16 protein-coding genes and 2 pseudogenes are annotated in these 19,057 nt (G+C 70.0%); 11 read left to right on the forward strand and 7 right to left on the reverse strand.

The window, feature by feature from the left end; genetic code table 11:
• Window positions 1–5 precede the first annotated feature (5 nt).
• A complete protein-coding gene (locus tag BBK82_RS38970) occupies window positions 6–836 on the forward strand; it encodes a MaoC/PaaZ C-terminal domain-containing protein (RefSeq protein WP_065919419.1) in 831 nt (276 codons plus the stop codon).
• On the opposite strand, the gene BBK82_RS38975 is transcribed toward BBK82_RS38970, so the two are convergent.
• Genes BBK82_RS38975 through BBK82_RS38990 form a run of 4 tightly spaced genes read right to left on the reverse strand, consistent with a single transcriptional unit; the run spans window position 819 to window position 4,351 of the window.
• Complete coding sequence (locus BBK82_RS38975; protein ID WP_065919420.1) at window positions 819–1,958, reverse strand: lipid-transfer protein; 1,140 nt, start codon at window positions 1,956–1,958, stop codon at window positions 819–821. The two genes, BBK82_RS38970 and BBK82_RS38975, sit on opposite strands and share 18 nt — an antisense overlap.
• Complete coding sequence (locus BBK82_RS38980) at window positions 1,955–2,338, reverse strand: MaoC family dehydratase (protein ID WP_065919421.1); 384 nt, start codon at window positions 2,336–2,338, stop codon at window positions 1,955–1,957. The genes BBK82_RS38975 and BBK82_RS38980 overlap by 4 nt, the downstream gene beginning before the upstream one ends.
• A complete protein-coding gene (locus BBK82_RS38985) occupies window positions 2,325–3,212 on the reverse strand; it encodes a bifunctional MaoC family dehydratase N-terminal/OB-fold nucleic acid binding domain-containing protein (RefSeq protein ID WP_237047810.1) in 888 nt (295 codons plus the stop codon). The genes BBK82_RS38980 and BBK82_RS38985 overlap by 14 nt, the downstream gene beginning before the upstream one ends.
• Window positions 3,209–4,351, reverse strand: a complete 1,143-nt coding sequence (locus BBK82_RS38990; RefSeq protein ID WP_065919422.1) for an acyl-CoA dehydrogenase family protein — start codon at window positions 4,349–4,351, stop codon at window positions 3,209–3,211. Before BBK82_RS38990 ends, BBK82_RS38985 begins: the two co-directional genes overlap by 4 nt.
• Here BBK82_RS38990 and BBK82_RS57010 point away from each other — a divergent pair.
• A pseudogene (locus tag BBK82_RS57010) lies at window positions 4,344–4,583 on the forward strand (hypothetical protein); the annotation flags it as partial. The gene BBK82_RS38990 and the pseudogene BBK82_RS57010 overlap by 8 nt on opposite strands.
• A gap of 90 nt (window positions 4,584–4,673) precedes the next feature.
• On the opposite strand, the pseudogene BBK82_RS38995 reads toward BBK82_RS57010, so the two are convergent.
• Together BBK82_RS38995 and BBK82_RS39000 are read right to left on the reverse strand one after the other, a co-directional pair.
• A pseudogene (locus tag BBK82_RS38995) lies at window positions 4,674–5,420 on the reverse strand (acyl-CoA dehydrogenase family protein); the annotation flags it as partial.
• A complete protein-coding gene (locus BBK82_RS39000; RefSeq protein WP_065919424.1) occupies window positions 5,420–7,315 on the reverse strand; it encodes an acyl-CoA dehydrogenase family protein in 1,896 nt (631 codons plus the stop codon). The pseudogene BBK82_RS38995 and the gene BBK82_RS39000, both read right to left, overlap by 1 nt.
• Before the next feature lie 159 nt (window positions 7,316–7,474).
• Here BBK82_RS39000 and kstR point away from each other — a divergent pair, with 159 nt between their 5' ends.
• From kstR to BBK82_RS39020, 4 genes are all read left to right on the forward strand, one after another.
• Complete coding sequence (kstR, locus tag BBK82_RS39005; RefSeq protein ID WP_065921705.1) at window positions 7,475–8,050, forward strand: cholesterol catabolism transcriptional regulator KstR; 576 nt, start codon at window positions 7,475–7,477, stop codon at window positions 8,048–8,050.
• 88 nt (window positions 8,051–8,138) lie between these two features.
• Entirely contained in the window at window positions 8,139–8,564 is a 426-nt protein-coding gene (locus BBK82_RS39010; protein WP_065919425.1) for a hypothetical protein, read from the forward strand.
• A gap of 6 nt (window positions 8,565–8,570) precedes the next feature.
• Complete coding sequence (locus tag BBK82_RS39015) at window positions 8,571–9,032, forward strand: hypothetical protein (RefSeq protein WP_065919426.1); 462 nt, start codon at window positions 8,571–8,573, stop codon at window positions 9,030–9,032.
• 209 nt (window positions 9,033–9,241) lie between these two features.
• Window positions 9,242–9,730: a hypothetical protein gene (locus tag BBK82_RS39020; protein WP_154697765.1), complete on the forward strand. Its 489-nt coding sequence runs from the start codon at window positions 9,242–9,244 to the stop codon at window positions 9,728–9,730.
• Window positions 9,731–9,736: 6 nt separating this feature from the next.
• On the opposite strand, the gene BBK82_RS39025 is transcribed toward BBK82_RS39020, so the two are convergent.
• Window positions 9,737–10,714: a LacI family DNA-binding transcriptional regulator gene (locus tag BBK82_RS39025; RefSeq protein WP_065921706.1), complete on the reverse strand. Its 978-nt coding sequence runs from the start codon at window positions 10,712–10,714 to the stop codon at window positions 9,737–9,739.
• Window positions 10,715–10,845: 131 nt separating this feature from the next.
• On the opposite strand from BBK82_RS39025, the gene BBK82_RS39030 reads away from it, so the two are divergent.
• From BBK82_RS39030 to BBK82_RS39050, 5 genes are all read left to right on the forward strand, one after another.
• On the forward strand, window positions 10,846–12,717 hold the full coding sequence (locus tag BBK82_RS39030; RefSeq protein ID WP_065919428.1) for a discoidin domain-containing protein: 1,872 nt from the start codon (window positions 10,846–10,848) through the stop codon (window positions 12,715–12,717).
• A 47-nt stretch (window positions 12,718–12,764) separates the two neighbouring features.
• Complete coding sequence (locus tag BBK82_RS39035) at window positions 12,765–14,582, forward strand: lectin (protein WP_065919429.1); 1,818 nt, start codon at window positions 12,765–12,767, stop codon at window positions 14,580–14,582.
• A gap of 125 nt (window positions 14,583–14,707) precedes the next feature.
• Window positions 14,708–15,100, forward strand: coding sequence for an MmpS family transport accessory protein (locus BBK82_RS39040; protein ID WP_170068038.1), 393 nt, complete (start codon window positions 14,708–14,710; stop codon window positions 15,098–15,100).
• 101 nt (window positions 15,101–15,201) lie between these two features.
• Entirely contained in the window at window positions 15,202–15,978 is a 777-nt protein-coding gene (locus BBK82_RS39045; protein ID WP_237047811.1) for a phosphotransferase family protein, read from the forward strand.
• 48 nt (window positions 15,979–16,026) lie between these two features.
• Entirely contained in the window at window positions 16,027–19,053 is a 3,027-nt protein-coding gene (locus tag BBK82_RS39050) for an AfsR/SARP family transcriptional regulator (protein WP_065919432.1), read from the forward strand.
• Window positions 19,054–19,057 lie beyond the last annotated feature (4 nt).

The following is a 19,057-nucleotide window of genomic DNA, read 5'->3' on the forward strand; positions in this document are numbered from 1 at the left end:
TGCTGATGCCGATCGATCCGGATGTCGCCGTGGGGGCGGAACTGCCAGAGCTCACGTTCTCCTGGTCGTCGTCCGACGTGCTGCTCTACCACCTGGCGCTGGGCGCGACAGAACTCCGGTACGTCTACGAGGAGGGCCTGTCGGTGCTGCCGACGTTCGGGGTCGTGGCGCCGCGGTTCCACGAGACCGCGCCGCCCGCCGTGTCGTTCCCCGGCATCGACATCGACCTCGCGAAGGTGCTGCACGGCACGCAGGAGATCACCGTGCACGGACCGATCCCGGCGGACGGCGAGGCGGTGCTGCGGACGCGGATCACCGACGTGTGGGACAAGGGCAAGGCCGCCGTGGTCGTGCAGGAGTCCACCGCGGTCACTGCGGACGGGACCGCGCTCCACACGACCAGGTCCAGCATCTTCGCGCGTGGTGAGGGCGGGTTCGGTGGTGAGCGCGGGCCGTCGAACCGCGTCGAGCTGCCGGACCGCGAGCCGGACGCGGTGATCGAGACGCCGACGCTGCCGCAGCAGGCCTACCTGTACCGGTTGTGCGGGGACCGGAACCCGTTGCACGCCGATCCGGAGTTCGCGCGGAGGGCGGGGTTCGACCAGCCGATCCTGCACGGCCTGTGCACGTACGGCGTGGTGTGCAAGGCGGTGGTCGACGCACTGCTCGACGGGCCGGAGCAGGTGGTGTCGTTCGGCGCGAAGTTCGCCGGTGTGGTGTTCCCCGGTGAGACGTTGCGGACGCGGGTGTGGCGGGACGGGTCCCGGCTGGTGCTGACCACCTCGGCCGGGGACCGTCCCGTGCTCGCGGACGCCGTGTTAGTGACCCAGGACTAAGCCGCTCGTCGGGACGCCCGTACCGGCGGTGACCAGGACGTTGTCGACCCGCTCGACCTGGTTCACCGCAGTGCCGCGGACCTGCCGCACGCCCTCGGCGATGCCGTTCATGCCGTGCAGGTAGGCCTCGCCGAGCTGGCCGCCGTGCGGGTTGAGCGGCAGCGACCCGTCCAGTTCCAGCGCACCGGACGCCACGAAGTCCTTCGCCTCGCCCTTGCCGCAGAACCCGAGCTCCTCCAGCTGGACCAGCACGAACGGGGTGAAGTGGTCGTAGAGCACGGCCACGTCCACATCGGACGGACCGATGCCCGACCGCTGCCACAGCTGCCGCGCCACCACGCCCATCTCCGGCAGGCCGGTCAGGTCGTCGCGGTAGTAGCTGGTCATCGTGAACTGGTCGGTGCCGCTGCCCTGGGCGGCGGCCTTGACCAGCACGGGCTTGTGCTTCAGGTCGCGGGCGCGTTCGGCGGAGGTGACGACGACCGCCACTCCCCCGTCGCTCTCCTGGCAGCAGTCCAGCAGCCTCAGCGGCTCGGCGATCCAGCGGGACGACTGGTGGTCGTCCAGCGTGATCGGCCGGTTGTGGAACCAGGCGTTCGGGTTTGTGGCGGCGTGCTTGCGGTCGATGACAGCGACTCGGCCGAAGTCTTCGGACGTGGCGCCGTAGGAGTGCATGTACCGGCGGGCGAACATGGCGACCATCGCGGCCGGGGTGCCCAGGCCCATCGGGTAGGACCAGCTGTTGTCGATGTTCGCCGCGGCCGCGGTCTGGACCTGGCCGAACCGGTGGCCGGAGCGTTCGTTGAACGCCCGGTAGCAGACGACGACCTGTGCCATGCCGGTCTCGACGGCCATCGCGGCCTGCTGGACGGTCGCGCAGGCCGCGCCGCCGCCGTAGTGGACGCGGCTGAAGAACGTCAGCTCCGGGATGCCGAGCTCGCGGGCGACGGCGATCTCGGCGTTGGTGTCCATGGTGAAGCTGACAAGGCCGTCCACATCGGACGGTTCGAGGCCGGCGTCGGCGAGAGCGGCCCTGGTGGCCTCGGCGGCGAGCTGGAGCTCACTGCGGCCGGACTCCTTGGAGAACTCGGTCGCGCCGATGCCGGCGATCGCGGCGTTCATGCGGGCACCTCGATCTTGACCGTGCCGGTGACGTGGTCGCCGTGGTCGGTGCGGCCGACGACCTCGATCAGCAGGTCGTTGTCCTCGCGTTCCAGCACCTGACCGAAGAACTTGAGCGTGTCGTAGGCGTAGCAGGGGGCGCCGAGCTTGATGTTGATCTGGCGCACCAACGCCTCCGTGCCAGCCCAGTCGGTGACGTAGCGCTGGACCAGGCCGGTGGTGGTGAGGATGTTGATGAAGATGTCCTTCGAGCCGCGCTGGACCGCGAGGTCGCGGTCGTGGTGCACGTCCTGGAAGTCGCGGGTCGCGAGCGCGGTGCTGATCACGAACGTCGGCGTGGCCTCCACGTGCCACTCCGGCAGGGAATCACCGATCCGCACGGGGCCTCCAGCCGAACATCGTCAGGTCGTCGTCGACCTCGGTGAACACGACCTCGACGGGCAGCCCGACGCCGGGTTCGCCGTCGAGCTCGCCGAGCATCCGCACGCCCTCGTCCAGCTCGACCAGCGCGATCACGAACGGGGTCTGCTTGCCGGGCACCTGCGGGTGGTGGTGCACGACGTAGCTGTAGACGATCCCGCGGCCGTCCGAGACCAGGTACTTCGGTTTCGTGGCACCGCATTCCGGGCACATCGGGCCGGGTGGGTGCCGGAGCAGGCCGCAGCCGCCGCACCGCTGGATGCGCAGCTCACCCTGCTTGGTGCCTTCCCAGAAGTACTCGGTGTCCCTGTTGACCGACGGCCGGATGGCCTGCGCTTTCGGTGCTTCCTGTGTTGCTGCGGGCTTCTCGGCCGGGCGGAACTTCAGGACCCGGAAGCGCATCTCGGCGACCGGCTCGTCGCCGACGTACCAGGTGCTGCGGGTGGTGACGAACCAGCCCTCGCCCAGCGCGGTCTTCTTCGGCCCGGTCACGTCCTCCAGCCGGGTCGTCACCGCGAGCTGTTCGCCGACCTCGAGGTAGCGGTGGTAGGTCTGGTCGCTGTTCGTGGCGACGACCGAGGTGAACCCGGCCTCGTCGAGGATCCGCATCATCGCGCCGAGCGGGTCGTCCAGGGTGCGCTGACCGTGCAGACCGGCCATCGTCCACACCTGCACCATGGCCGGTGGCGCAACCTCGGTGTAGCCGGGGTGCTCGTCGCCGATGGCCTCCAGCCAGTTGCGGATCATCGGCAGGTTCACCGGGTCGCGGGCGAGCCGCGGTGCGCACTCACCCTGTTCCGCGATCTTGGCCGCGGCTTTTTCGATGTCGGTCACCGCACCACCCTCGGTAGTCCCAGCCCGATGGACGCGATCAGTTCCTTCTGCACCTCGTTCACACCGCCGCCGAAGGTCAGCACGAGGTTGCGCCTGGCCTGGACGTCGAGCCAGCGGGTGAGTTCAGCGGTCTCCGGTTCGGCCGGGTCGCCGTGGCGGCTCACGACCTCTTCGAGCAGACGGCCGACGCGTTGGGTGCGGTCGGCGGCGAAGACCTTGGTGGCGGAGGCGTCCGCGACCTCCACCTCCTGCGCGGCGACCTGCCAGTTGAGCAGCTCGTTCACCCGGTGCACGACCTTGACCTCGGCCAACGCCCGGTGCACGTCGGGTTCAGCGAGCAGGTCGCGTTGCCGCGCCCAGTCGAGCACGCGTTCCAGCTGCGCGCCGATCCGGCCGGACGGGCCGAGCATCACGCGCTCGTGGTTGAGCTGGGTGGTGATCAGCCGCCAGCCCTTGTTCTCCTCGCCGACCCGCATGCCGGCCGGCACCTTCACGTCGCTGTAGTAGGTCGCGTTGACGTGGTGCGCGCCGTCGCAGGTGATGATCGGCGTCCAGGAGTAGCCGGGGTCTTCGGTGTCGGCGATCAGGATGGTGATGCCCTTGTGGCGCTCTTCGGGCTTGCCGGTGCGGACCGCCAGCCACACATAGTCGGCATCGTGGCCACCGGTGGTGAAGATCTTCTGGCCGTTGACGACGTAGTGGTCGTCTTGTCTGACGGCCCTGGTCTTGAGCGCCGCGAGGTCGGTGCCGGCCTCGGGTTCGGTGTAGCCGATGGCGAAGTGCAGGTCGCCCTTGAGGATGCGCGGGAGGAAGAAGTCCTTCTGCTCCTGGGTTCCGTAGCGTTGCAGCGTCGGTCCGACGGTCTGCAGCGTCACGTACGGCAACGGCACGTCGGCGCGGGCGGCTTCGTTGACGAAGATCTGCTGTTCGACCTCGCCGAACCCGCGCCCGCCGTACTCGGTGGGCCAGCCGACGCCGAGCCAGCCGTCGGTGCCGAGCCTGCGCACCAGGTCGCGGTAGACGGTGCCGTGCCGTTCGGTGAGCATGGCGTCGCGTTCCTGCTGCGACATCACGGTGGCGAAGTACTCGCGCAGCTCGTCGCGCAGCCTGCGCTGCCCGGTCGTGAGGTCAATGAACATCGATCTGCCCCAACCGGTGCTCCGCTCCGCCGACGAACCTCGTCAGCTCCTTGGCCAGGCCGTAGTACCTGTGCATCGGGTAGGTGATGTCGAGCCCCAGGCCGCCGTGCAGGTGGTGGCACGTGTGCACGGCCGGGAGCGCCTCGGCCGCGAGCCAGTAGGCGGCGGTGTCGAGGTCGGCGCTGTTCTGGTCGGCGCTGTTCTGGCCGGGGCTGTTCTGGTCGGGGCTGTTCTGGTCGGGGCTGTTCTGGTCGGGGCTGTTCTGGTCGGGGCTGTCGAGGCTCCAGCACGCGGTGAGCGTGGCGAGGTGCAGGGTTCTGGCGGCGACGTAGACGTCGGCGACCTGACCAGCGACCGCTTGGAACGTCGAGAGCGGTTTGCCGAACTGGTGCCGGGTGCCGACGTGCTTGACGGTGAGGTCGAGGGCTCCGGCCAGCACGCCGTCCCCGACCGCGCAGGCACCGGCCAGCGCCGACCGCCGGAGCCCCGCCGGTGCGTCGCTCGCGGGACCCAGCACCTCGCCCACGGCGTCGTCGAGGCGCACGGCGTTGTCCGTTGTGGACACCCCCGGCTGGGCGGGGTCCACGACCACGACCACGGGACCGTCGTCCGTCGTCGCCGTGACGAGGATGCGGGCGGCTTCGGCGGCGCGCGGCACGTTGATCTTCACGCCGGTGAGCCCGGTGCCGTCGGGATCGGCCCTGGTGGACGGTGTCGCCGGCAGCGGGTTCGAGGGTTCGCTGAGTGCGGCCGTCAGCACCGCGTGCTGCTCGGTGACCAGCGGCAGCAGTTCGTCCTGCTGGTCGTGGGTGCCGTGCCGCACGATCGGCAGCACGCCGAGCGCGAGGGTGGCGAAGGCGGGCACGTCCACGGCTTTGCGGCCGACCTCGGTGAGCAGCAGTGCCGTCTCCAGCACGCCGAGGCCGTGGCCGCCCAGGCGTTCCGGAACGGCGAGGGCCAGCAAACCCGCCTCCCCCAGCGCTTTCCAGGGCGTCTCACCCTCCCTGCCCAGCACGTCGGCGGCGAGCCGCGCGATCTCCTGCTGGGTGTCGTCGAGGCTGAAATCCATCAACTCTCCCTGGGTAGGCCGAGGATCCGTTCGCCTGCGAGGTTCATCAGGACCTGGGTGGTGCCGCCGGCGATGCTGAGGCACCTGGTGAGCAGGAACTCGTGGGTCTCCCGGCTCTGCACCAGTCCGCCGGAGAGCTCCATCGCGAACTCGGCGACGTCCTGCCGGTGCCGCACCCCGACGAGCTTGCGGACGCTGGACTCGGCGCCGGGTTCCTGCCCGTTGAGCTGCCGCAGTCCGGCGCGCAGGTCCAGCAAGGACACCGCCAGTCCTTGGGCCACGAGTGCGCCGAGGCGGTCCGACGGTTCCGGAGCCGCGGCCAGAACCTGTTCCAGTGCCTCGCCGAGCGACGAGCCCCGGCCCATGGCGACCCGTTCGTCGGCCAGTGTGGTGCGGGCGAGCCGCCAGCCGCCGTCGACCGCGCCGACCACGCAGTCGTCGGGCACGAAGACGTCGTCCAGGAAGACCTCGTTGAACCTGGCCTCGCCGGTGATCTCCCGCAGCGGCCGCACGTCGATGCCCGTGGACCTCATGTCGACGAGGAAGTACGTGATGCCCTTGTGCTTCGGCGCGGAGGTGTCGGTGCGGGCCAGGCAGATCGCCCAGTCGGCCTGGTGTGCCAACGACGTCCAGACCTTCTGCCCGGTCAGCCGCCAGCCGCCCTCGGTCCTGGTCGCCTTGGTGCGCAACGAGGCCAGGTCGGAGCCCGCCTCGGGTTCGCTGAACAGCTGGCACCAGGTGAGCTCGCCGCGCAGGGTCGGCCACACGAACCGTTCCTGCTGCTCTTCGGTGCCGTAGCGGAGGATCGTCGGCGCGGCCCACGCACCGATGATCAGGTCAGGCCGCCGCACACCGGCTCTGGCGAACTCGTCGTCGATGACGAGCTGGCGCTCCGGCGAGGCGTCCTGTCCGTACGGGTGTGGCCAGTGCGGCACGAGGTATCCGCTGTCCGCCAGCCTCTTGCGCTGCTCTTGCTGATCGAGATCGGCGATCTCCTCGGCGAACCTGCGCACCTCCGGGTCGGTCGCGACCTGGACCCGGTGCTGCCTCCGTACCCCGGTGAGCGCCAGCTCGGCCGTGCGCCGCCGCCAGTTCACAGTTGCGGCCAGCTGCCGCAGGGAGAGCGCGCGGCGCAGGTAGCGGTGGGCGTCGTGCTCCCAGGTGAAGCCGATGCCGCCGAGGACCTGGATGCAGTCCTTGGCGTTGCGCACCGCGGCGTCGAGCGCGACGGTGGCCGCGACCGCCGCCGCGAGCGGGTGCTCGTCGGGGTCGTCGACCGCGGTGGCCGCGTCCCAGGCGACCGACGCCACCTGTTCCGCCCGGCAGAGCATCTCGACGCACAGGTGCTTGACGGCCTGGAACGACCCGATGGCCCGGCCGAACTGCTCGCGGTGCTTCGCGTGCTCGACGGCGGTGGTGAGGCACCACTGAGCGATCCCGCTGGCCTCGGCGACCATGAGCGTAACGGCCAGGTCGGTGGGATCGGTCGTGGGTTCGCCCTCGGCGTGGACCTGCACCGATCCGAGCGACCGGGTCAGGTCGAGGGCGTCCCTGGCGGTGACCGTCGCCCGTTCCGCCGGGACCAGCATCCAGTGGTCCGCCTTGACCAGCAGGTGGGTGGCCTCGGTGGCGCCGATGACGTGCTCGGTGTCGAAGCCGAACCCGGCCGTCCCGTCGAAACCGGGGACGATCGCGCTGGCCAGTGCCGTGGGCAGCAACGGCCCCGGCACGAGGAGCTCGGCGGCCTTCTCGACCATCACCGCGAGGTCGACGGCGTCGCCACCCTCGCGCAGCACCTCGAAGAACCCGACGCGGACCAGGTCCTCCCACTTCCCGCGGGCCGCGCTGACACTGTCCCTGAGTGCCCGGTGCTCGTCGGTCGTGGCGATCGGCATGCGGCCTCCTCCAATACGTGAGGAAGTTTATAGAACGTGTTCTAATTCGAGCAACAGATCATGGCGACGAAACCGCTCGGGTACGATGTGGAGGCTGCTGCAACACGTTCCAGGAGGATCATCTCCGTGTCACCTTCGAAGTCGCGCGCGGACGCCCTCATGGCAGGCGACGAGCTCAGCTCGGCCGCCCAGCGCGAGCGCCGCAAGAGGATCGTCGACGCGACCATCGCGCTGGCGTCCAAGGGCGGGTTCGACGCCGTCCAGATGCGCGCGGTGGCCGACCGGGCAGACGTCGCCCTGGGCACCCTCTACCGCTACTTCCCCTCCAAGATCCACCTGCTCGTCTCCAGCCTCGCCGTGGAACTGGAACGCGCGCAGGAGAAGATGGACCGCGCCGCCATCCCCGGCGACACGCCCTACGACCGCGTGCTGTTCGTCCTCGGCCGCATCACCCGAGGCCTGCAACGCAACCCGCACCTCACCGAGGCCATGACCCGCGCCTTCACCTTCGCGGACGCCTCGGCCGGCGCGGAGATCGACCGGGTCGCGCTGCTGATGGAGACCATGTTCACGCGCGCGATGACGGCGGAGGAGCCGACGGACGAGCAGAAGGCGATCGCGCGGGTGATCAGCGACGTGTGGCTGTCGAACCTGGTGGCGTGGGTGACGCGGCGGGCGACGGCGACGGATGTGGCGAACCGGTTGGAGCTGACCGTGCGGTTGCTGCTGGCCTGAGTGGTCGGTTGGTTGCGCCCGTCACGTGGTCCTGGCAGCCGGTCGCGTTCACCCTCGTACGGCCTCGGCACGCGGCTGAGATCGGCCGGTGACCGCGACCCCGACCGAAGTCACCCTGACGAGCCGATCGTCCGCCCTGGCTCAGCGCGTGCTCGCCGCGGTCACGATCGCAGCCCTGGCCGGCGGCCTGATCGCGATCATCGTCACGGGCTCGCCCTGGTGGGCCACCGCGCTCTGGGCCCTGTGCCTCCTCATCGTCGCGTTCCTCATGCTGGCGCTCTGGTTCGCGGCCGGCACGATGGTGCCCGGTGAGGTCGTCGACAGCTCCGTGCACGAGGAGAGCGATGAGACCACCTATGAGTTCACGCTCTGGATCCCGGCACCGAACGGCGGTTTCCAGGCGCGGCACCGGTGCAGCAGGCACGTCTGCAGCGAGACCGCCAAGCACGGAGGAGGCTGGCTCACCGTGCTGGTCGACCCCGAGGTGCGCACGTGGGCTGTCGTGCATCGATGACCTGCGGTGGCAGCCGCCCGGGACCGCCTGGTGACCGCGAACCCCGCCGAAGTGGTCCTCACCAGCCGCGGTTCGGCCACGACCCAGCGCGTGCTCGCCGGCGCCTCGATCATCGGTGCCGCGGCGCTCGGCGTCGCGATCGCCCTGTCCGACCTGCCGTGGTGGGGCATCGCGTTGGCCGAGCTGGGCGTCCTGGTCGTCGTGCTCATCATGATGGCGATCGGGGCGTCGGCGTCGGACAACGCGCGGGAGACCACCGCGTTGCGCGCCACAGGCAGGACGGTGGTCGCCGACGTCCTGGACAGCGAGGCGCAGGACGACGGCGAGACCACCTCACACCGGCTGACGCTGTGGATCCCGGTGGACGGCGGGTTCGAGGTCGGCCACTGGTGCCACCACTACGGCGGTGAGCAGCAGCTCCAGGTCCTCGTCGACCCGGCCACCCGCGTCTGGGGCGTCATGCACTGACCGTCGACTCCCGCACCACCAGCGTCGTCGCCAGCTCGATGTGCAACGCCTCCGGCCGGTGCCAGAACCTCTGCCGAACCTCGCGGCTTGGTCCGTTCCGAGGCAAGATCGGCGCGGGAGCACAACCGAGCTGTTGCCGTCGGTGTGGAGGACCGGCCCGGTCCGCCGAACGGTCCCGAACGAGTCCGCTGTCCCGCACAATGATCGTCATGCCGACAGATCGATCCTGGGTCCGCAACGAGTGGGCCCGCAACCACGCCGAGATCGGGGTGGCGGCCGTCAGCGGCCTGGACATGGACGTGGCGGAGAAGGCGTTCCACTCCGAACCCGGCACGTTCGCGGACAAGCTGATCGCGGCCGTCCGCACGGCAGCGCACGCGAAGGTCGTCTACGAGACGGAGAAGCACCTCCGGATCCCGGACGATCCGGGGGCGCTCACGATCGCCGCCCTTGACGCGATGGTCCGGCCGTTCCGCCAGAACTTCCTGCGCTCGCAGGTGTCCAAGGCCGAGTTGCTGCAGGAGCTGGATGCCATCGACCGCCGTCAGCGCCGGCACGCGGAGTGGGCACCGTTCGAGCTCGTGGACCCGCTACCGCCTCCTCCCGCCCCGTCGCGCTACGTGTGGGCGGAGGACAAGCGCCACGATCCGAGCACCGCGTACGAACGTCTCGTCGCCGACTACCTCGAACAGTTGTAGCGCCGGTCAGATCGCGGCCGTCGACTCCCGCACCACCAGCGTCGTCGCCAGCTCGATGTGCAACGCCTCCGGCCGGTGCCCGTCGAGCATCCGCATCAGCTGGCTGACCGCGATGCTGCCCATCTCCTGCAACGGTTGCCGCACCGTCGTGAGCGGCGGATCCGTGGCCTCGCTGAGGTCGATGTCGTCGAACCCCACCACCGACACGTCCTCCGGCACCTTCAGCCCGAGTGACCGCGCCGCCTGCATCGTGCCTACCGCGACCTTGTCGTTGAAGCACACCACCGCGGTCGGCCGCGGGTCCAGCGCCAGCAGCTCCAACGCCGCCCGGCGGCCCTCAGCGGTCGTGGGTTCGATGCAGCGCAACCGGTCCGTGCTCAGCAGCACCCCCGCGGCGGCCAGCGCCGAGCGGTGACCGGCCAGGCGTGCGTCGCCGGCCAGCCACTCCGAGGGACCGGCGATCACCGCGATGTCCCGGTGCCCCAGCGAGATCAGGTGGTCGGCCACAGCACGGGCGCCGGCGGAGTGGGCGGCCGACACGGAGGCGATGTCCGGCGGTGGTGGTGTGCGCGGGTCGACGACGACGAACGGGAAACCGGCCCGTGCCAACGCCACCAGCTCGTCGCCCTCCTCTGGCGGGAGGATGAGGATCGCGCCGTGGACGTCCTCCTGGCCGGGCAGGCCGCGCAACGCCTCGGTGTGTTGCGCGGACTCCCCCGCGTCGAGCAGCAGGCGCACGCCGTGGAGCTTCAGGGTCTCCGCGATCGAGGAGACGATCAGGCCGAAGTAGTCGCTGAGGACGTACGGGCAACGCACGTACACGGTTCGTTGCACGGGAGCTTGCCGACGGCGTTCCACAGCTTGCAAGACCAGGTCACGGGTACGCGGGGCGACGTTGACGTGGTCGTTGAGCACGCGTGAGACGGTCGCGACCGAGACGCCGGTCTCGGCGGCGATGTCGCGGAGGCTGGCCCGTTGTTTCATCGAACCGGAAGCTCGTTCCACCTGGTCAATGTACCGGAACTGAAGCAGACCATTGACCGTCGCCACGTCGAGGTGTTTCATCCTGGAAAGCAGGTGTTTCACAGTGATGAACCTCTGTTACAAGGACGGCGATGAGAACAACCGCGATCGTGGCTCTGGTGCTCGGCCTGACCGCCGTGCCGACGGCGGAGGCGTCCAGCACGCCCGAAGCACGCGTGTGGGTGACCACCCCGGACCGGGCTGCGCTGCTGCACGAACGCCCGCGCGTCGCGTTCGGCACGGCGCAGTCGGCGCACCCGACGATCGTGGTCGACCCCGACCGCGGCTACCAGACGGTCGACGGGTTCGGCGCGTCGATCACGGACTCGAGTGCCGAGGTGCTCCACGGCCTGTCCCCCGCCGTGCGCGCGGAGACCATGCGCAAGCTGTTCGACCCGAAGAGCGGCATCGGCGTGAGCTTCCTGCGCCAGCCCGTCGGGTCGTCCGACTTCACCGCTGCCGCCGAGCACTACACCTATGACGACGTGCCGGCCGGGCAGACCGACTTCGCGCTCAAGCACTTCAGCATCCGCCACGACGAGGCGAAGATCCTCCCGTTGCTGCGTGAGGCGAAGCGGCTCAACCCACGGCTGAAGGTCATGGCCACGCCGTGGAGCCCGCCCGCGTGGATGAAGACCGGCGACTCGCTCGTCGGCGGCCGGCTCAAGGACGACCCGAAGATCTACGACGCCTACGCGCGCTACCTGGTCAAGTTCGTCCAGGCCTACACGCGGGCGGGCGTGCCGATCGACTTCCTGTCCGTGCAGAACGAACCGCAGAACCGCACGCCCGACGCCTACCCCGGCACCGACATGCCGGTCGCCGACCAGCTCAAGGTCATCGAGGCGCTCGGGCCGAAGCTGCGCGTCGCCAGCCCGCGCACGAAGATCCTCGCCTACGACCACAACTGGGCCACGCACCCCAACGACGGCACCGCCGAGGCCGACTACCCGTTCCAGGTCCTGCGCGACAAGGCCGCGAGGTGGGTCGCCGGCACCGCCTACCACTGCTACTACGGCGACCCGAGCGCACAGACCGCGTTGCACGACGCGTTCCCGGACAAGGGCATCTGGTTCACCGAGTGCTCCGGCTCGAAGAGCGTCACCGACCCGCCGGAGAAGGTCTTCAGCGACACCCTGCGGTGGCACGCCCGCAACGTCGTGCTCGGCACCACCCGCAACTGGGCGCGCAGCGTCGTCAACTGGAACATCGCGCTCGACAGCACCGGCGGCCCGCACAACGGAGGCTGCGGCACCTGCACCGGCCTCGTCACCGCGCACCCGGACGGCTCGGTCAGCACCGACGCCGAGTACTACACGATCGGCCACCTCGCGAAGTTCGTGCAGCCCGGCGCGCGCCGCATCGCCAGCACGTCGTTCGGCACCACCGGCTGGAACGGCCAGGTCATGGACACCGCCTTCCGCAACCCCGACGGCTCCACCGCACTGGTGGTGCACAACGAGAACGACGACCCGCGCACCTTCGCCGTCAACGTCGGCGACCGCACGTTCGAGTACACGCTGCCCGGCGGCGCGCTCGCCACGTTCACCTGGCCCGCGCACCACAAGCTCCGCGACAAGCTCGACTTCGTGCCGCTCACCGGTGCCACCGCCACCGCCTCGCTCGGCAAGGACGCCGCGCTCGCCGTGGACGACGACGCCTCGACCCGCTGGTCCAGCGAAGCGGCACAAGCGGCAGGCCAGCACCTGCAGGTGGACCTCGGCCGCAACCGCGACTTCCGCCGCGTCGCGATCGACAGCGGCGGCAACCTGGGCGACTACGCCCGCAACTGGCAGCTGGAGGTCAGCCGCGACGGCACGACCTGGCGCACCGTCGCAAGTGGACGGGGCACCGGCCAGCTGACGAACATCGACGTCCGCACGAGCGCACGCTACCTGCGGATCACCTCCACCGGTGCCGCGAGCAACTGGTGGAGCATCGCCGACATCCGGCTCTACAGATAACTCCGACAAGTGGAATCCGGGCGCCCGAACCCCTGCAAGGAGCGCTTATGTCCCCTGCACCACGCCGCTGGCGCAGTGCCGCGCTGATCTCGGCCGTCGTGGCCGTGACGGCGGGCACCTACCTCGCCACCCCGGCCACCGCAGCCACCACCGCTAACGTCTGGCTGACCACCGCCGACCGCTCGAACCTCCTGCGCCAGCAAGCAGGAGTGTCGTTCGGCAGCGGTGGCAGCGGACCGGTCATCACGGTCAACCCGAACTCCACCCACCAGTCGATGGTCGGGTTCGGCGCGTCGTTCACCGACTCGGCCGCGTGGAACATCTGGAACTCACCACGCCGTGACGAGATCATGAACAACCTGTTCAACCCGGGCAGCGGCATCGGCATGACCTTCATCCGCCAGCCGATCGGCGCCTCGGACTTCTCGCGCAGCTTCTACACCTACAACGACGGCGCCGCCGACCCCACGCTCTCCCGGTTCTCCACCGCCCACGACAACGCCTACATCCTGCCGCTGATCCGGCAGGCCAAGCAGCTGAACCCGCAGCTGAGCATCATGGCGACGCCGTGGAGCGCACCGGCGTGGATGAAGAACAACAACAGCCTCATCCAGGGCTCGCTGAACGACAGCCGCATCGGCGTCTACGCCGACTACCTGGTCAAGTTCACCCAGGCCTACCAGGCAGCGGGCGCGCCGATCGACTACCTGAGCGTGCAGAACGAGCCGAACTTCGAACCACCCGGCTACCCCGGCATGCGCATGTCCGCACAGCAACAGGTCAACGTCATCAACACCCTCGTCCCCAAGCTGCGCGCCGCCGGCCAGCAGGCCCGCATCCTCGGCTACGACCACAACTGGGACGACACGAACTACCCGCAGACCGTGAACAACGGCGCCGGCAGCAACGTCATCGGCTCCGCCTGGCACTGCTACGGCGGCAACCCGAGTGGACAGTCGGTCGTCAAGAACAACCAGCCGGGCAAGGACATCTTCTTCACCGAGTGCTCCGGCACCCGCTCCTCCAACGACGCGAACACATTCCGCGACACCTTGCGCTGGCAGGGCATCAACCTCGCGATCGGCGCGACCCGCAACCACGCCCGCACCGTCGCGATCTGGAACATGGCACTGGACCAGAACAACGGCCCGGTCATCGGCAGCTGCACCAACTGCACCGGCGTCGTCATGACCAACGGCTCCAACGTCACCTACAACGCCGAGTACTACGTCCTCGGCCACCTCTCCAAGTTCGTCAAGCCCGGAGCCGTGCGCATCGACTCCACCGGCTACGGCGAGGGCGGCATCCAGAACGTCGCCTTCCGCAACCCGGACGGCTCCATCGTCCTCGTGGCGCTCAACTCCGGCGGCGACCAGAACTTCCAGGTCTCCTACGGCGGCCAGAACTTCGGCTACCGCCTCCCCGGCGGCGCCATGGCCACCTTCACCTGGCCGGGCACCCTCGACCCCGGCCAGCCAGGCGCGCGCACCGGTCCGATCACGGGGTTGGGCGGCAAGTGCCTGGACGTCACCGACGGCTCGACGGCCAACGGCAACCTGCCCCAGATGTGGGACTGCGTGGGCGGCCCGAACCAGACCTGGACCCTCGCCGCCGACGGCACGGTCCGCGGCCTCGGCAAGTGCCTCGACGTCACCGGCAACTCGACGGCGGACGGCGCGGCCGTGCAGCTGTGGGACTGCTTCGGTGGCGGCAACCAGCGGTGGACCGCGTCGGGCGGGACGTTGGTGAACGTGGGCAGCAACAAGTGCCTGGACGTGCGGGACAACAGCACCGCGAACGGGGCCAGGTTGCAGATCTGGTCGTGCACGGGTGGGGCGAACCAGCGCTGGACCGTGCCGGCGTAGGTGCGGCTCGACGACGGCTGGTGCCCGCCAGGGTGGGCACCAGCCGTCGCTCGTCCGCGGGGATGACACGCCATCAACCCCGCGGACGATGCCGGTGCACACCGGCGCCAATACCGTTGGGTGTCGTGAAAACGCTCGCAGTGATCGCGGCCCTCGTCCTCGTCGGCGCCGGGTTCGTGTTCACGGTCAACCGGATCGGCTGGTCGGAGATCAGCGGCAAGGCCTGGGCCGTCACCTACGAGGTGACCGGGCAGGGGAACGCGCCCGTGAAGATCAGCTACGTGGAGAACCCCGACCGGTACGAGCGGGACGCGCCGCAGACCACCTCGGTCGCCGGGGCACTCCCCTGGTCGGCGGAGGTTGTGATCAACTCTGGTCAGCAGGCGGAGGTCACCGCGACTCCGGCCGGCAACGAGGCGTTGTCGTGCCGGATCCTGCTGGACGGCGAACGGGTCTGGGCCAGCGCCACGGCCGCTCCTGGACAAGCGGTGACCTGCACGAAGGTGACTGACGAGTAAGGTTGGTTTTGGTCGACACTGAAGTCATAGAGCAAATCACTCAACTCACCGCGCCGAAGGCCACAGCGCTCGGCGGTGGCACGTACAACCGCGTCCTCAGGGTGACCGCGGCCGAGGGCGAGTTCGTGGTGAAGATCAGTCCTGGCGAGCAGCCGGGGCTGACGTACGAGCGAGACTTGATGCGAACCGAGGCGTTGTTCTGCACGCTCGCCTCGAAGATCGCACCTGTGCCGGAGGTCGAGCACACCGACTTCTCCCGCCGGCACGTCGACGCGGACGTCCTCGTGACGACGCTCCTGCCGGGCACTCCCCTGGCCGGACGGTCCGATGTGGACCGCACCTCCATCAGGCGGCAGCTAGCCCAGGCCACGAGAACCCTCCACACCGTCGAGGGAGAAGCGTTCGGCTACCCGCAGCTCGGCTTGCACGACACCTGGTCGCAGGCGTTCATCGGGATGGTCGACGCCGTCAGAGCAGACGCGGAGCGCTTCAACGTCACGCTTCCGAACATCCCCGTCGAGCAGCACAAGACGTTGTTCGACGAGATCAGGAAACCAGTCCTGGTCCACTTCGACCTCTGGGACGGCAACGTCCTCGCCGACCACGCTCTCACCGGCCTCATCGACGGCGAGCGCGCGTTCTGGGGCGATCCGGTGGCGGAGTTCGTGTCGCCGGCGCTGTTCACCGACATCGACGACGAGTTCCTGACCGCCTACGGCACGGAGCTCACCGACGCCGACCGGGTGCGGCTGGCCGCCTACCAGGCGTACCTGTACGCGATCATGCTCACCGAGCAGGTGCCGCGGAACAACACGGACGAACGCCTGACCCGCCTGATCACCCAGGCCCTGGTCGCGGCGGTCGGGGTGCTGGGCTAGAAGATCGTCGCCCCGGTACCCGCCCGGCCGATCTGGGAAACTGGTCGGGTGCGCGTGGCATTGCTGGGACCGACCAGGGTCGAGGACGACGACGGCACACCGGTGGACATCGGTGGGGCCCGCGTCAGGATGCTCCTGGCCCGGCTGGCGCTCGACCCCGGCCGGCCCGTCGCGACCGGCACGTTGATCGACGACCTGTGGGGTGAGCAGCCGCCCGCGGACGCGACGAACGCGCTGCAGTCGCTGGTGTCGCGGCTGCGGAAGGTGTGCCCGGACGTCACGCTGGAGCCGGGCGGGTACCGGCTCGAGATCGAACGGGACGACGTCGACGTGTTCCGGTTCGAACGGCTGCGCGCGGCCGGGCGCACGCAGGAGGCGCTCGACCTGTGGCGTGGGGAGGCGTTGGCGGACGTCCGCGAGGCGCCGTTCGCGACCACGGCGGCGGTCAAGCTGGACGAGGCACGCCTCGACGCCGAAGAGGACAACGGTGACCTCGACATCGCCAAGCTGACCGCGCTGCACGAACGGCACCCGCTCCGGGAACGGCTCGCCGGGCTGCTGATCACGGCGTTGTGCGCGCACCAACGGCAGTCGGAGGCGCTGCAGGTGTACGAGAACGTGCGCCGCAGGCTCGCCGACGAGCTGGGTGTGGACCCGTCCGCAGAACTGCAGGACGTGCACCTCGCCGCGCTCAAGGGTGAGCTCGCGCCCAAGCTGGTCGCCGACCGGCTGCCGGTGCGGCTGACCAGCTTCGTCGGGCGTGACGAGGAGCTGGGACGGGTCGCGCAGCAGCTCGAGCGGGCCAGGCTCGTCACGCTGGTCGGGCCGGGTGGTGCGGGCAAGACGCGGCTCGCGACCGAGGCGGCGGCGCGGCACCGGCTGCACGCCAAGGGGCGGGTGTGGTTCCTGCCGCTGGCCGGTGTGCGGGCGGCCGACGACCTGATCGGTGCGGTGCTCAGCGCGTTCGAGCTGAGCTTCGCCACCGGTGACCCGATGCGCAGGGGTCCCGACGGCATGAGCCGCGTCGCCGAGGTGCTGGCGTCCGGGGAGTCGTTGCTGGTGCTGGACAACTGCGAGCACCTGGTCGACGCCGCCGCGGAGTTCACCGGCCGGTTGCTGCGGATGGTGCCGAACGTCCGGGTGCTCGCCACGAGCCGGGAGCCGCTCGCGATCGAGGGCGAGTCGCTGTGCCCGGTGGGGCCGCTGGCCGTGCCGAACGGGCAGGCCGACATCTCGGACTGCGGAGCGGTGCGGCTGTTCCTGGACCGGGCGACAGCCGTGAAGCCCGGATTCCGGCTCGACGAGTCCACGGCGGACGCCGTGAAGCTGATCTGCCGCCGCCTCGACGGCATGCCGCTCGCGCTGGAGCTGGCCGCCGCCCGGCTGCGGTCGATGACGGTCCACCAGATCACCCAGCGCCTGGACGACCGCTTCCGGCTGCTGACCTCCGGCAGCCGCACCGCGCTCCCCCGCCAGCGCACGTTGCGCGCCGTCGTCGAGTGGAGCTGGGACCTGCTCACCGCCGACGAACGCGAGCTGGCCAGGCGGCTGTCGGTGTTCCCGTCCGGTGCCGACCTCGCGGCGATCGAGCGGATCTGCCGGCACGACCTGTACGTGCTCACCTCACTGGTCGAGAAGTCCATCGTGGACGTGCTCGACCTGGCCCCGGAGCCGCGCTACCGGATGCTGGAGACGATCCGGGTCTACGCCGCCGAACAGCTCACCGCCTCCGGGGAGACCGCCGAGGTCCTCGTCCGGTTCCGCGACCACTACCGCGACCTCACCGAGCGCTGGGAGCCGCTCACCCGCACCGGCCGCCAGCTGGAGGTGATCGCCGGGTACGAGACCGAGCACGACAACATCGTGGCGGCGTTGCGCGGAGCGATCGACGACGATGACGCGGACACGGCGGCCGGGTTGCTCACCGGCATCTTCTGGTACTGGATGGTCAAGGGCGACAACAACCGCGCGACCACGGCGGTGCACGACGTGCTCGCGTTCGGCGACCGGTTGCCGGCGGACGTGGCGGCGGCGCTGAGCGCGATGCGGTTGATGATGCAGTCGATGCCGGGCATGCCGGACCCGGAGGAGACCGCGGCGGCCATCGACGAGTGCGTGCGGGCCGACTCGATCAAGCGGTTCCCGGCGCTCGCAATCGCGCTGCCGATGCTCGCGTTCATCATCAAGGACAAGGACCTGGCGCACCGGGAGGTGCTGCGGGCGGCGCGGAGCGACGACCCGTGGGCACGGGCGGGCGCGGAGTGGGCCCGCAGCTTCATCCTGGTCGACGACGGCGACCTGGCCGGTGCCGCGGTGGCCCGTGACCGCGCCCACGAGCTGTTCACGGCGACCGGCGACCGGTGGGGCACGGCGATGTCGCTCGGCATGAAGGCCGCGTTCGTCTCGCAGACCGGTGACAACCTCGGTGCGATCGCGCTGTACCACCAGGGGTTGAAGCTGGCGCACGAGCTGCGGTCCGGGGAGGACGCCGTGCAGCAGCACTGGCGGCTCGCGGTCGAGTACGCGCGTTTCGGGGACATCGCCGCGGCACAGCAGCAGCTGGACGAGGCCGAGCGGTACGTGGGGGACGTCGGCAACGACCAGATGTCGGCGATGATCTGGTACGCCAAGGCGGAGATCAAGCTGCGGGCCGGTGCGGTGGCCGAGGCCCGCGCGCTGGCCGAGAGCTTCCACGACATGGGCACCTCCGCGCTGCTCGGCACGTTCGGCGCCGAGTGGTCGGCACTGCTGGAGGCGCGCATCGCGCTGGAGGAGAACCGGTTCACCGACGCCGAGCGGTGCCTCGCGCCGGCGGTGGAGACCACGTCCGCGCGCAGCGACATGCCCGACCTGGCCGCGGTGGTCGAGCTGCTCGCCCAGGTCCGGCACGGCCAGGGTGCCGACGCCGCCGCGCTCCGGTTGCTGTCGCTGGTGAAGCTCGTGCGAGGCGGGCTCGACCTGGGCGACCCCGGCGTCCGCGGCCTGATCGCCGAGATCGGTGAACCGGAGGCCGCGACCGTGCCGAAGGACGAGGCCGTGCGGGAGATGCGCCGGGAGGCGGGCGTCCCCGACTGACGCC

Source organism: Lentzea guizhouensis (assembly GCF_001701025.1).
Classification (GTDB): domain Bacteria; phylum Actinomycetota; class Actinomycetes; order Mycobacteriales; family Pseudonocardiaceae; genus Lentzea; species Lentzea guizhouensis.

Coding starts and splice junctions, on each gene's coding strand:
- BBK82_RS38970 (WP_065919419.1), top strand. CDS start 6: ATGCCGATCGATCCGGATGTCGCCGTGGGGGCGGAACTGCCAGAGCTC.
- BBK82_RS38975 (WP_065919420.1), bottom strand. CDS start 1,958: ATGAACGCCGCGATCGCCGGCATCGGCGCGACCGAGTTCTCCAAGGAG.
- BBK82_RS38990 (WP_065919422.1), bottom strand. CDS start 4,351: ATGTTCATTGACCTCACGACCGGGCAGCGCAGGCTGCGCGACGAGCTG.
- BBK82_RS39000 (WP_065919424.1), bottom strand. CDS start 7,315: ATGCCGATCGCCACGACCGACGAGCACCGGGCACTCAGGGACAGTGTC.
- kstR (WP_065921705.1), top strand. CDS start 7,475: ATGGCAGGCGACGAGCTCAGCTCGGCCGCCCAGCGCGAGCGCCGCAAG.
- BBK82_RS39020 (WP_154697765.1), top strand. CDS start 9,242: ATGCCGACAGATCGATCCTGGGTCCGCAACGAGTGGGCCCGCAACCAC.
- BBK82_RS39025 (WP_065921706.1), bottom strand. CDS start 10,714: ATGAAACAACGGGCCAGCCTCCGCGACATCGCCGCCGAGACCGGCGTC.
- BBK82_RS39030 (WP_065919428.1), top strand. CDS start 10,846: ATGAGAACAACCGCGATCGTGGCTCTGGTGCTCGGCCTGACCGCCGTG.
- BBK82_RS39035 (WP_065919429.1), top strand. CDS start 12,765: ATGTCCCCTGCACCACGCCGCTGGCGCAGTGCCGCGCTGATCTCGGCC.